Raw genomic sequence first — 14,075 nt, forward strand, 5'->3', positions numbered from 1 at the left:
CCAGCAGGTCTGCTCCTTAGTGTTCTTATTAAAATTTGAAGTTCACTGAGAATTCAGCTGTAAATGGTCTGATGTAAGATCCATTTAAGATGGTACCATAGTAAGCAGATGGATCTGTAATCAGCTCAGCTCCCTGGATCGTTCCTTTTGCACCACGTTGGTTTAGTGGGTTCACCACTGTTAAACCAAGGTCGAAGTTTTTGTTCATCTTGTAATTGATTCCGGCGAAAGTTTCAATCCTGCTTTTGAAATAAAGCACATTGGTTAAGTTAGCCGTTTGTTTGCTGAAATATCGGATACTTGCCCATAGTTTCCACTTGTCTTTTGTATAACTAGGATCAATTTCCATCAGCACTTTAGAGATTTCCAATACCGTGTTTCCATTGTAATTGTAATCATTTCCAAAAGCACTGAAAGTGTAATCCTGGTAGATCGGGTTTTGTAAGGTAATCAGGTAATGGATATCAAAGTTTCTGAAAGGCTTGGCTACGATATCTGTTGTCCATCCTACAGTTTTAATCCCATAATATACCGTAGCTACAGAAGCATCATTGCTGTTTTCCGGATTCACAAGGTTTAGCCTCTTCAGGTTGTTATTTTGAGTAAGGTAATTCACAGATGATACCAGACTGAAGTTATCGCTGTTCAGGTATAAACCAAAACTCGCATACGGCGTTCTGATGGTCGAAAGGTTGGGTACCACATTACTGGAATAACTTTCCAGCTGACCGTTTTTCTCTGTATAAATCGCCTCTGCAATTAACCCGAATTTAGGCGTGATTTTATAAACCGCATTCACGTCAAACGCTTTCTGGAACCAGTCATGGTTTACAGCTGTTGTCGGTGTTCCACCTAAAACAACACCGGCAGTACGGTCCTGTGCATGGTAGTTACCATTGATCTTATAGTATTTCAGGTTCAAGCCATAGCTTAGGGTGAAACGGTCAGATACGGTCCAGTCGTCAGAGAAGAAAGTGGCCAGTTTATTTTCATACCCATCATGGTATTCACTGCCTACATTATAATTGTACATGCCATACTCGTCGGTGTTCGATGTGGATCCAGGAGTGGACTTGAAAAGTTTCGCTGGATTTGCGCTTGCTTCCTGGTAATAAAATGCACGATCCGAGATAAACTGATCAATCTTATAATAAGATTCTGTGAGTCCGATTCTCCAGTTGTGTTTTTCGGTCTTGTTGACAATATCTACCCTTCCTGCCAGGGTTTGAATAGGTATATCGGGGCTGTACATTCCCATTACCGACTGTACATCACCTGAATACTTGGTTCCATCGGCATAAGTATACTGATCGTTTGCAGTTTGCGTAGACAGTCCCAATGGAATTACGGTAAACACAGTAGATTTGGCATTGTAATAACGTGCAGTGAAATTCATCTTCCATTTGTCAGATAACTGGTAATTACCTGTCAAATCCAGTGTATGAGAAGTGGAACCAGCATCTTTGCCCATGTTCACATCCGAATATTCTCCTGTAAGTGTATTTTTGAAGCGCAGTTCGCCATCCCTTACAAAATAAGAGTCCCTTCCGATACGGAAATCGGAAAGCTCTTCTGCCTCTCCCCCTTCCTGGTATCTAAAGATACTGTAGTTGGTTAAAGTAGCCGATTTCGCATATTTATATAACAAGTTAATCTCTCCCTTTTTCCAGCGCTTCGAGATACCTGCTCTGTAAATCTGGGTTTTGTCGGCATAATCCGTAAAATCCATTTTATAAGTTGCAGGATCATAGTTTGCATAAGCACCAGCAGTATAATACCAGCCATTTTTTATCGGGCCGGAAACATTGATATCTCCTTTTAACCAGCCAAACTGGTTAGACGCTGCTGTGCCGTTAATTTCCAGCTTGTCTGTCCCTAAACGTGTATAAGAGTTAACCGCAAAACCAAGGTCGCCCTGGGTAATCGCAACTTCACCCATTTTTAATAGTCCTGTCGACCCCAGACTTGTACTTCCTCTCCAGGTAGCCGTAGGTAAATTAGGCCAGAAAAAGTGTACTACCGGTAAATTGTTCTCCAGGATCGTGATTCCCCCAACACTCGCGGGCAATCCAATATTTACTTCACGTGGCCCGGTATTGTTGGCCGCGTTTAACATGACATTTCTGTTTTGTTCTTCTTTGTTTGATGATTTAGTGGTTTTGACCTTTACGGTATCAGGCAGAGATTTTTTGTCCTGAGCATGAACGCCTGTAATTAAGCATCCAAGTGACCCTAACATTAGGGTGAATAATTTTTTGTTCATAACGGCAAGTTCTATTAGTAATTTGGCTAGTGTTGTCAGTCTGAAACATCACGTTTCTTACTGTCGCTTCATTATGAAGCAATGATATATTATTTTATTTAGACCCGCAAATAATTATTTTAGACTTATAATTGTGAAGAATGGAAAAAGACGAGAAAATTATCGCTGCAAGCAAGGAATTATGGGCAGAATTTATGCCTCATATCTCGGTTGACAGCGTCGTATTTGGCTTTCATGACAACCAGTTAAAGGTGTTATTGGTGAGGATGGCCCATACCCAGAAATGGCTTTTACCGGGTGGGTATGTAAGGAAAAATGAGAATGTAAACGATGCTGCAAAGCGTGTTTTAAGAGAGAGAACAGGTGCAGAACGTGTTTATTTACAGCAATTTGGAGTATCAGGCGACACCAACAGGTCGGAAGACTATTTTGAAGCCTATGATGATGACCTCTGGCACAAACAAAGGTTCATCTCCATTGGCTTTTATGCCCTGGTAGACTATACCTCAGTGAACCTGGAATTGGACAGTTATAGTGATTTATGCGAATGGCAATCGATTGTTTCGGTTCCAGAGATGGGTATGGACCACAAAAAAATCTATGACACTGCGCTGACAGTTCTCCGGCAACAGCTCAGCTACAAGCCAATTGGCATGAATTTGTTACCTGAGAAATTTACCATGACAGAATTGCAGACTTTGTACGAAACCATACTCGGAAAAACCCTGAACCGGGGTAATTTTTACCGCCGGATTATGCGTTTTGGGATCCTGATTAAACACGAGGATGCCCGTAAAGGCGGGGCACACCGTGCACCCAACCTTTACAGTTTTGATCCTGTTAAGTATAAAGAATCCCTTCAGGGAATAGACTGGTAGATTAAGGTTTCCAGCCCCCGCCCAATGAGCGGTATAAATTGACCACTGCCTGTAATTTCTGCAGCTGGTCACTTACTCCACTTAATTGTGCAGCAAGGAGACTTTGCTCTGAGGTGAGCACATCGGTATAATTGGTGGCGGAACTGTAACGCAGCAATTCCTGTGTATAATCCACCGCCTTGGTCAAAGCGGTAATCTGCTTTGTCCGGGATGCCTGTTTTTCCACCGCAGCCTGGTAAGCATATAAGGCATTGGAAACTTCCTGCCCTGCCACCAGCAGACTTTGCTGAAAATTATTCATGGCCTGTACCTGCACAGATTGTGCGCGGGTAAGGCGGGCCTTGTTCAATCCCTGGTTAAATATCGGCTGCGTCAATCCCCCAACCAGGTTATAAAATACAGACTGGTGGAATAAATCTTTAATATCCAGACTGGAGAAACCACCGCTGGCGGTGAGGGTAAGACTGGGATAAAAATAGGCCCTGGCTGCATTGGTATCTTCAAAAGCCGTTCTCAGGGCAAATTCTGCCTGCTGTACATCAGGCCTGTTCTGCAGCAATTGGGCAGGTACCCCTACGGTCAAACGCTCTGGTGTGGTCTGCGCACTTAAAGTTCCCCTTTCTACAGGCCCTGGCGTGTTCGCCAGCAAAATATTCAAGGCATTTTCTGTTTCCCGGATGCTCTGTTTGAGATCAGGTATCGACACCTCGGTGGCATACAAACTGGCTTCACTCTGCACCACTGCTGCCCCGTTAACCACTGCACCCTTTTTCAGGGCTTTCATGGTTTCGACATTGGCAATCCTGCTTTTCAGCGTAGCTTCTGTAATGGACAGCTGCTGATCCAGTGCCAGCAGGCTGTAATAATTATTGGCAATATCCGCAATCAGCTGGGTCTGGACAGCCTTTTTTGCAGCATCCGTCCCAAGGTAACTCGCCAGTGCCGATCTTTTCGTACTGCTCAGTTTACCCCAGATGTCGGCTTCCCAGGAGGTACTCATGGACAGTTTAAACGTATTGGTCAGCGTATTGATGTTGATCCCTTCAGGGAAGTTCATCGCTGCCTGCGAAGCCTTAGCCCTTGTGGCAGAAGCATCCCCACTTAAAGTCGGCAGCAAGGCCAGCTTACTTTGCTTTAAAGTGGCCTGCGCCTGCAGAATGTTTTGTATCGCATTCTTCAGGTCAACATTCTGCTCAAGTCCGCGCTGAATGAGGGCTTTCAGTTGCTCATCCCGGAAAAGATCCTGCCATGGCGTATTGGCCAGGGTTGCAGTGTCTGCAGATTGCTGATCACGGTATAGTCCTTCGGTTTGTACCTGGGGACTTTTATAAGTTTTCGTCACCGAGCAGGCACTAAGAAGTGCAGCTGCTGCAAATAGGGTGAAAACCTGTTTGTTATATTTATGGCTCATTTTCTTCTGTTCTAAATGTTCAATTCAGCTATGCTTTCGGCGGTTCGATCAGTTTAGGCTGTTCCGCAGCTTCAATTTTCTTCGTATCCGTAACTGCATCTTCCTCTTCTTCGTCGTCATAACCGTTTTTCGCGGGACCGCTGATTTTTTCCTGGAGCGTCTGGAAGATGATAAACAGGACAGGAATTGCAAACACCCCGATGATTGTTCCGATAAGCATTCCTCCTACGGCACCTGTACCGATAGATTTATTCCCTACAGCTCCGGCGCCCGTAGAAAACATCAACGGCACCAATCCGAAGATAAAAGCAAAGGAAGTCATCAGGATCGGCCGTAAACGTGCCACAGCGCCATCGATTGCCGACTGTACAATCGGCATTCCGTTCCTTCTTCTGTCCAGCGCGAATTCTACGATCAGGATCCCGTTCTTGGCAAGGAGTCCGATCAGCATGATCAGGGAAATCTGCAGGTAAATATTACTGTTCAGTTTAAAGATAATCGAGAACAGGTATGCTCCTGCCAATCCGAAAGGAATGGCCAGCAATACTGCGAATGGCAGGATATAGCTTTCATATTGCGCACTTAAAAGGAAGTACACAAAAATCAGGCACAGCACAAAAATAAAGACCGTTTCAGATCCTGAAGCCAGCTCTTCCCTGGTCAGACCCGAAAATTCATATCCATAACCTGCGGGTAAAGATTCCGCGGCTACTTCCTGAATGGCTTTAATGGCATCACCGGAACTGTAGCCTACATTTGGTGAACCGGTGATCGATATAGAACTGAACAGGTTAAACCTTGAAATGGATTCCGGTCCAAATACCCTGGTCATTTTCACAAATTCCGTGATTGGAGCCATGTTTCCCGCTGTAGTCCGTACAAAGATCTTGTTCAGCCCTTCCGGATTTTTGCGGTATTCGGCTGAGGCCTGCACCATCACACGGTACTGTTTCCCAAATTTATTGAAGTTCGACGCATACAATCCACCATAATATCCCTGCATGGTTTCCAGCAAGGAGTTCACCGTCAGACCAGCCTCTTTGATTTTTTCAAGGTTCACCTCCATCATATACTGAGGGAAATTGGGGTTAAACGGTGTCGTTGCATACTGGATCTCTTTACGTTCAGCCAGTTTTGCCAGGAAGTCATTATTTACCTTGAAAAATTCGGTTGTGGTATGTCCGCCTTTATCCTGTAACTGGAACTCGAACCCTCCACTGGCACTGAACCCCTGTATGGTCGGCGGCGAAATGAAGAAAACACTTGCTTCACGTAAGGAACCTGTTTTGGCAAAAAGTTCCCCTACCACTTCATCCACAGACCTCTTGCGGTCGTTCCATGTTTTCAGCTTGATAATCACCATACTGTAGGCACTACCTGCACCGGCCGTAAAGTTCTGCCCTACAATACGCAGGGTATTCTGCACTTCCGGAATGGTATGCGCAATACTGTCCACCTTGATGGCCATCGCAGTAGAACGTTCCATAGAGGAAGATGGCGGCAGACTGATATTGGCGAAGACTGTTCCCTGATCTTCCGCCGGTACAAAGGAAGAAGGCGTAGTTTTCATCATATAGAATAAACCAGCAGCAGAAACTGCAATGGCACCCATCACAATCCATTTTTTCAGCGACAGGAATTGTACGGAACGCTGGTATTTCTTCGTCATCCGGTCGAAGCCCACATTAAAAGCAGTATAGAAGCGCTGCATAAAAGACTGATGCTCATGATCGTCGGCATGTGGTTTCAGCAGTAGCGCACACAAAGCCGGACTTAGCGTCAATGCATTGATCGCGGAAAGGATAATGGATACAGCCAGTGTTACACCGAATTGCTTGTAAAACACACCGGTCGAGCCCGTGATAAAAGTAACGGGAATAAAAACTGCGGCCATCACCAGCGTAATTGAAATAATTGCACCGGAGATTTCATCCATCGCATCTATGGTAGCCTTTTTGGCCGATTTATAGCCATGGTCGAGCTTGGCATGTACTGCCTCTACGACAACAATCGCATCATCCACCACAATCCCGATGGCGAGCACCAGTGCGAAAAGCGTCAACAGGTTAATCGTAAAACCGAAGAGGTTCAGGAAGAAAAACGTGCCGACAATAGCCACCGGAACCGCAATGGCGGGTACCAGGGTAGACCTGAAATCCTGCAGGAAGATAAATACAACAATAAAAACAAGGATAAATGCTTCAATCAGCGTATGGATAACCTTTTCAATCGAAGCATCCAGGTTCTCGTTGACATCCACCATATAGGTATACTTCACCCCTTTCGGGAAAGTTTTGGCGGCTTCTTCAATAATCTTTTTGGAATTATTGATCACGTCCCTCGCATTTGATCCGGGGGTCTGGCTAATCGCCATCCCTACCGATTCCCTGCCATTGGTACTGATGCTGGCCGTATAACTCAATGCCCCCAGTTCCACTTTGGCAATATCTTTCAGGCGCAAAACCTGCCCCTGCCCTACCGACTTGATAATGATATTTTCAAACTGCTCCGGCGTGGTTAAACGCCCTTTATATTTAATCACATACTGGAAGGCCTGATCTCCGTTTTCACCGAACTTACCTGGGGCCGCTTCAATATTCTGTTCTGCCAGGGCAGAACTGATATCACTAGGGATCAATTTATACTGCTGCATGATATCCGGCTTCAGCCAGATCCGCATGGAATAATCTTTTGACCCGAATACGGTCGCGTCTCCCACACCGGTTACCCGCTGTATGGCAGGTACCAGGTTAATCTTTGCATAATTTTGCAGGAAAGTCTGGTCGTATGCCTTGTCCTCACTATATAAAGAGAAGATCAGGAGGTTACTGCTCTGACTTTTGGTGACGGTCACCCCCGCCTGAGTCACCTCAGCAGGGAGTAAACTTGTTGCCCTTGATACCCTGTTCTGCACATTTACCGCGGCCAGATCGGGATCAGTACCTACCTTGAAATAAATTTTAATACTTGCAGAACCTTCATTGGTTGCAGTGGAAGTCATGTACGTCATGTTTTCCACCCCATTGATCTGTTCCTCCAGCGGGATAATGATACTTTTCAGCACTACATCGGCATTTGCCCCTGTATAACTGGCAGATACGTTTACCGTTGGCGGCGCAATATCCGGGTACTGGGCAATTGGCAGGGAAGTGAGTCCCAGGACTCCCAGTATGACAATGATCACGGAGATCACCGTAGAGAGTACTGGTCTCTGTATAAATATTTTAAACATCCTGTTCTTATTTTAAATCGGCAAAAACGGTTTCAGCCTGCTGCACATTCGCCTTAATCTGGGTTCCGTCTTTTAAGGTCGCCACCCCTTCCAGCACAATCTGGTCGCCCGCCTGAAGTCCTGTCTCCACCACAAAGAAATTCCCGGCAGTATTTTCATTCACGGTAATGGCTACATTTTTAGTCTTTCCATCTTTACCCACCACTACGGCAAACTGTTTATCCTGCAATTCAAAAGTGGCACTCTGAGGGATAAGGATGGCATTGCTGATTTCGTTGGGTATGCGGACAGTGACACTGCTCCCACTTCTAATCAGTCCCTGGGGATTGGGAAAACGTGCCCTGATATTTGCGGAACCTGTTTCTGTATTGATGAGTCCGTTAACCGTTTCGATTTTACCTTTACCAGGATAAGACGATCCGTCTGCCAGGATCAAAGAAACTTCAGGCAATTTGGCTAACTTTTGGCCCAGTGTTTTTCCGGTACTGTCTTTTGTAAAAGCAAGCAGTCTTTTTTCATTAAAAGCGAAATACGCATACACATTGCCTATGCTCGATACCGTCGTTAATGCATCCGTATTCGCTGAGCTCACCAAACTCCCCAGACGGAAAGGAATAGAACCCACCACCCCATTCACGGGACTGGTTACCGTCGTGTACCCCAGGTTCGTCTGTGCATTCACCAGCGCGGCTTTGGCTTGTGCCAGGCTTGCCAGAGCCGATTCATAGGTATACTGAGCAGATTCCAGTTCGTATGCACTGACAATATCCTTTTCTACCAGCGGTTTTACTTTCACCACGGCCAGTTTAGCAGTGCTCACCTGTGCTTCAGCAGTTTTGATCCCGGCTTTTGCCGTCCTTACAGCCTGTTCGTATTGTGGGTCGTTGATTTTAAACAAAGGCTGGCCAGCCTTTACGACAGCGCCTTCATCCACGTATATCTTTTCGATATATCCTTCCACGCGTGGCCTGATTTCGATGTTCTGTTGCCCCTGTATACTTGCAGGATAATCCGTATTCAAGGTAGCCGACCTTTGTTCCAGGGTCAGTACTTTGTATTCCTTCAGCTGTCCGGCTGCCGCGGACTGTGCTGATTTATCATCATTACTGCCGCATGATGCGAGAAAAAATCCCGATATCATGAGCAAGGTTCCAATCTTCTGTGTTGTCTTCATCTTAAATTATGCTGAGGTTACCGGAGGATAAAAACACTAACCTGTTGTTTTATAAAATCCTGCGATTTACCCAAATCAACACATCATTTCATTAAGATAAAAAGGTAATAGACCGGGATAGGAAACACACCGATGAAAAAGGGATTTAAACAGATGAACCTATTATGGATTTATAGGAGTATACAGACCTATTGCTGTGAATCAGCTGAAAAATAAACCACTCTTTACGCGATCCGCTAAAAAAAAGAGGGTATATCATTCATCAAAATCATAATTCGTAAACAGAATCTAATTTTGAACGGCCCTTAATAGGAATAAGAAGACAATAAAAAACGGCAATTTTCTATCTGAAAATTGCCGTTTTTTATGGAGATGAAGAAGCAATAAAATATTATTTGACAGCTTTGAGGCTAAATTGAATTATCATATAGCCTCATCGTTGTACAAGTCATTTGCAGGTATACAGAAACCTGGTTTTTTCTTAATCTTTTAACAACTCAGGCATCAGCAATTTATTCCAGATCTGATACCCGCTTGCATTCATATGCAGGCAGTCCTCCTTAAAAAGCTCCGGTTGCATCTTCCCTTTTGCATCCAGGATAGGTTCAGCCACTTCAATATACTTTATATTCTTCTGATCCTTCAGGAAGGCTTTGGTCAATTGATTCGCGCGGATGCCCTTGGCAAATTGCGGAGTTCTTGAGGGACTTCCCTTGATGCTGAGATAAATCATCGGGATATCCGGCAGTTTAGCCCTCAAATGCGTATACAAAGTCTTAAATCCTTCAAAAACGGCATCGCCATCCTGCGCATTTCCCAGGTCATTCTCCCCTACATATATGACCAGTTGTTTGGGATGGTAAGGCAATACCAGATCATCCAGGTACCGGTCAGTATCGCTGATAAAAGCACCGCCGATTCCACGGTTCAGTACGGTATAATCCTTAAATGTCTTGTTGAAATCCACCCATAACCTAATCGAAGAACTGCCGATAAACAGGATTGGGTTTGCCGGTGGCGTATAGATCATATCATACGCTTTGATGGCCTGAACATCATCCCAGAACCGGGGTTTTTCTTGTGCTACAACGGACTGGCAAAAAAGAAGTGTGCCGCCCAGAAATACAGTTTTTATCAGTTTATACATGGTGATGATATGGATATGTTTTACTAAATATTATGGTCTTCATTTACCTCTTTCCGGAAATTACAACCCACAACAGCTTTAACGGTGTATCGTTTTTTAGCACATCATTGTTTTGTCATTTTGATGTAAGCTATTCTGAGAATAATTAATGGATATAGTACATTTGGCGAAAATGCAGCTTTGAGAGGCAAAAAGCAAAACAATTTATTGCTTTTCATGCTTATCATATATTATAGTCAACAATAGCTGATTTAAATTATATTTGGCCGCATCAAACACAAAGAATGGACCCTAAGAAAGAAAATCAGAATATTCAGCCTGCTAAATATGTTATTTCGAAGAAAGTAGATAAAATATTTTACACTATTTATCAGATCTACCAATTCATTCTTCGCTTCTTCAAAGAAGTGTTTGTTCCTCCATATGAATTCAAAGAAATTATACGTCAATGTTATGATGTAGGAGTAAACTCTCTTCCACTCATTTCACTGACAGGATTTATTACCGGTTTCGTATTCACCAATCAGTCCAGGCCCTCACTGGCGAATTTCGGTGCCACCTCCTGGTTACCTTCTTTAATTTCCATTGCAATTGTGCGTGCCCTTGCCCCCTTGGTTACTGCATTAATTGCTGCAGGAAAAGTAGGTTCAAATATGGGTGCCGAGCTGGGCTCCATGAAAGTTACCGAGCAGATTGATGCCATGGAAGTATCGGCCACCAACCCTTTTAAATTCCTGGTGGTCAGCCGTATATTGGCGACTACCTTTATGATCCCCATACTGGTCATGTATACCGCATTTGTTGCTTTACTGGGTGCATTCTTAAATGTACATGCCAATGAGCAGACCAGTTTTGCCATGTTCTTTTCACAGGTATTTGAAACCTTAAGCTTTTTAGATCTCTTCAGTACCACATTTAAGTCGACCGTCTTTGGCTTCACCATTGGTGTAGTTGGCTGCTATTGTGGTTACAATTCAACCAAAGGAACAGAAGGTGTAGGAAAAGCAGCCAATGCAGCTGTTGTTGCGGCCATGTTCCTCATTTTTGTGGAAGAGCTGGTTATCGTTCAAATCGTAAATGCCTTCCGTTAATATGCAAAAAGTACACAAAGATATTGACAGAACCAATGCAGTGATCGCCATCCGGGGATTACAGAAATCTTTCGGCGACATGAGTATCCTGAGGGGGGTAGACCTTGATGTATACCAGGGGGAAAACCTTGTGGTACTGGGCCGTTCCGGTACCGGAAAATCTGTACTGATAAAAATCATATCGGGACTGTTGCTTCCTGATGCCGGACAGGTCAATGTACTGGGGCAGGAAGTTGCCCATATTTCTCCGAAAGAACTGACGGCATTGCGGTTAAAAGTAGGTTTTTCATTTCAGAACAGCGCCTTATACGATAGTATGACCGTACGCCAGAACCTTGAATTTCCGCTGGTGCGTAATTCCAGGAACCTGAGCCGTAAAGAAATAAACACCCAGGTGGAAGATGTACTGGATGCGGTTGGCCTGTCACAGACCATAGAACAGATGCCTTCTGAATTATCGGGGGGACAACGCAAACGTATCGGTATTGCAAGGACACTGATCCTCCGTCCGGAAATCATGCTCTACGATGAACCCACAGCCGGATTAGACCCTATCACCTGTATTGAAATCAACAATCTGATCAACGAAGTGCAGGAGAAATACCAGACCACTTCCATCATCATTACACATGATTTGACCTGTGCCAAAGAAACTGGCGATAGAATTGCTATGCTACTGGACGGACAGTTTGAATTACAGGGTACATTTGAAGAAATATTTGCCAGTACCGATGCACGTGTCCAATCTTTTTACAATTATAATTTCATAGAATAAATGAGCGCTACACAAAACAAAAAGTCTGTAATCGTTGGAATTTTCATCTTTATCGGACTCATTATATTTATAGCCGGCGTATTTACATTGGGAGGCAAACAAAAACGCTTTGTGAGCACAGTCACCCTTACTGCAGTATTTGATAATGTAAACGGGATTCAGGCAGGGAACAATGTCTTCTTTTCCGGAGTTAAAATAGGTACCGTCAGTAAGATCAACTTTTACGGCAGTTCACAGGTAGAAGTCACCATGCACATTGAGGAATCTTCAAAAAAGTACATTCATAAAAATGCAATGGCGAAGTTAAGCTCCGAAGGTTTCATTGGAAATAAAATGATCGAGATCCTTGGTGGCTCTGCGGATGCTCCGGAAGTGGAAGATGGGGATAAGCTGGCAGTTGCTGCTGCATTGGGTACCGAGGATATCATGAAAACCCTTCAGGCAAATAATAAAAATATACTTGCCATTACAGAAGATTTCAAGGTGGTCAGTGGAAGCATCATGAGTGGAAAAGGAATGCTGGGTGCTTTATTAACTGATTCACTGATGACAGACCGCCTGCGTCAGCTCACAGTGAACCTGGAAAATGCATCGGCAAGTACAGCCCGTGTCACAGCAGCCGTATCAAAATATACCGATAAACTGAACAACAAAGGGACAGTCGCAAATGAGTTGCTTACGGATACCGTAGTATTCAATAATTTAAGGACTGCGGTTGCGAGTCTAAAACAAACTGCTGCTTCCGCTGCAGAGATGACGAACAACCTTAACCAGACCAGCAGCAAACTAAATTCAGATAAAAATGCATTGGGGGTATTGCTGAATGATGAAGCTACCGGCGCAAAGTTAAAAACTACGGTTTCCAACCTGGAATCGAGCACACAAAAGCTGGATGAGAATATGGAGGCTTTGCAACATAACTTCCTGCTGAGAGGTTTCTTCAGGAAAAAGGCAAAGGCAGAAGCAAAGGAAAAAGAGAAAGCGGCAGAAGAGCAGAAACAATAGAAATATTTGCTTAATGATATCAAAAAGGACGTTCATTTATTTGAAACGTCCTTTTTTGTGTAGATTCCGTTGCCGATAAGCCCCCCTCCTTTTATGGGTTTACCCGATGTACAGCCATCAAGGTTAGTCTATTCGAAGTTTAGTCAATTCGTGGTTTAGTCAATTTATCATTTAGTCCGCTCCTGGTTTAGTCACTTGTTACCCACAGCTCTGCCATTTTTATTCCGGAACTACCCCGACCATTTTTGTCCTGCTTCTCTCTATGATGGTTGTACCTGAAAAGCAGCTTGTACGCAATCGATCCCTATCCTTGTTTTTCTTGTATCTCTGTTGTTTGATTCCGTATGTTATTAATTTTCTACATCCGAACAGCTCTTTCCATCCCCCCCTGCTATTATAGATTGATCTAAAAGAAATGGTCAAATCAATCCAACACGATATCCCGGCCAATAAAACTTACAGAAATTTGGAGCCAAAAAAAAGCGCAGTTATCAAATGACAACCACGCTTTATAGAAGGAATTAAATTTATTCTTATGCTTCAGTGTACACGATGTTACCCACATTTTTGTCGATCTGCCATCTTCCTGTACCCTCTTCGCCAATAACTTCAAACAATTCGAGTGCACGTCTTGCTTTGTATTCTTCTTCACGTTGTTCTTTGAAGAACCAGTTAAGGAATTCAATAGTTACAAAATCCTGCTCTTTGTAGCAATAAGCAGCAATATTTTTAAGTGATTGTGTCACGCTGATTTCATGATCCAATGCATCTTCGAAACATTCTTTAAATGAATTGAACTCAATTTTGATGTTTGTTACCTCAGGTGAAATAGCTGTTCCACCCATATCAAGAACGTATTTGTATATTTTCAATTGGTGTACTCTTTCCTCTTCAGCCTGCTTGAAGAAATAATCTGAAGAAAAATCGAAACCGTTACTATTGCACCATGCAGCCATAGATAAGTAAGCTGATGAAGATTGTGCTTCTTTCTTTATTTGCTGATTTAAAAGTGCTTCAACCTCAGTTGAAAGTAGACACTTTACGCGAATGATGTCTTTCATATATTTATATATTTTATGTATTCTCTGTTTGAACTGAT

Annotated in this window: 10 protein-coding genes; 4 read left to right on the plus strand and 6 right to left on the minus strand. The window is 43.6% G+C overall.

The genetic code is table 11. From position 1 onward, the window contains the following. Nucleotides 1-28 precede the first annotated feature (28 nt). A complete protein-coding gene (locus ACSBL2_RS16350; RefSeq protein WP_442587617.1) occupies nt 29-2,263 on the minus strand; it encodes a hypothetical protein in 2,235 nt (744 codons plus the stop codon). 140 nt (nt 2,264-2,403) lie between these two features. On the opposite strand from ACSBL2_RS16350, the gene ACSBL2_RS16355 reads away from it, so the two are divergent. Then, nucleotides 2,404-3,141: an NrtR DNA-binding winged helix domain-containing protein gene (locus ACSBL2_RS16355; protein WP_442587618.1), complete on the plus strand. Its 738-nt coding sequence runs from the start codon at nt 2,404-2,406 to the stop codon at nt 3,139-3,141. A 1-nt stretch (nt 3,142) separates the two neighbouring features. Here the strand turns inward: ACSBL2_RS16355 and ACSBL2_RS16360 are convergent, their stop codons facing one another. From ACSBL2_RS16360 to ACSBL2_RS16375, 4 genes are all read right to left on the minus strand, one after another. After that, the gene (locus tag ACSBL2_RS16360) at nt 3,143-4,552 is read right to left on the minus strand and encodes an efflux transporter outer membrane subunit (RefSeq protein WP_442587619.1); all 1,410 of its coding nucleotides are present in this window, start codon (nt 4,550-4,552) and stop codon (nt 3,143-3,145) included. A gap of 28 nt (nt 4,553-4,580) precedes the next feature. Then, nucleotides 4,581-7,784, minus strand: coding sequence for an efflux RND transporter permease subunit (locus ACSBL2_RS16365; protein WP_442587620.1), 3,204 nt, complete (start codon nt 7,782-7,784; stop codon nt 4,581-4,583). A 7-nt stretch (nt 7,785-7,791) separates the two neighbouring features. Further along, nucleotides 7,792-8,958 (minus strand): efflux RND transporter periplasmic adaptor subunit, encoded by a 1,167-nt coding sequence (locus ACSBL2_RS16370; RefSeq protein WP_442587621.1) that lies wholly within the window; start codon nt 8,956-8,958, stop codon nt 7,792-7,794. A 481-nt stretch (nt 8,959-9,439) separates the two neighbouring features. After that, complete coding sequence (locus ACSBL2_RS16375) at nt 9,440-10,105, minus strand: GDSL-type esterase/lipase family protein (protein ID WP_442587622.1); 666 nt, start codon at nt 10,103-10,105, stop codon at nt 9,440-9,442. Nucleotides 10,106-10,389: 284 nt separating this feature from the next. On the opposite strand from ACSBL2_RS16375, the gene ACSBL2_RS16380 reads away from it, so the two are divergent. The 3 genes from ACSBL2_RS16380 to ACSBL2_RS16390 are packed head-to-tail and all read left to right on the plus strand — an operon-like array spanning nt 10,390 to nt 12,976. Further along, nucleotides 10,390-11,196 carry an MlaE family ABC transporter permease gene (locus tag ACSBL2_RS16380; RefSeq protein ID WP_442587623.1) on the plus strand — a complete coding sequence of 269 codons (807 nt, stop codon included), beginning with the start codon at nt 10,390-10,392 and terminating at the stop codon, nt 11,194-11,196. A gap of 1 nt (nt 11,197) precedes the next feature. Further along, the gene (locus ACSBL2_RS16385; RefSeq protein WP_442587624.1) at nt 11,198-11,971 is read left to right on the plus strand and encodes an ABC transporter ATP-binding protein; all 774 of its coding nucleotides are present in this window, start codon (nt 11,198-11,200) and stop codon (nt 11,969-11,971) included. Beyond that, nucleotides 11,972-12,976: an MlaD family protein gene (locus tag ACSBL2_RS16390; protein WP_442587625.1), complete on the plus strand. Its 1,005-nt coding sequence runs from the start codon at nt 11,972-11,974 to the stop codon at nt 12,974-12,976. Between the two features lie 533 nt (nt 12,977-13,509). On the opposite strand, the gene ACSBL2_RS16395 is transcribed toward ACSBL2_RS16390, so the two are convergent. Continuing rightward, nucleotides 13,510-14,037, minus strand: coding sequence for a ferritin (locus ACSBL2_RS16395; protein ID WP_442587626.1), 528 nt, complete (start codon nt 14,035-14,037; stop codon nt 13,510-13,512). Nucleotides 14,038-14,075 lie beyond the last annotated feature (38 nt).

The sequence above is a fragment of the Pedobacter sp. AW31-3R genome (assembly GCF_052180285.1).
In the GTDB taxonomy this organism is placed as follows: Bacteria; Bacteroidota; Bacteroidia; order Sphingobacteriales; family Sphingobacteriaceae; genus Pedobacter.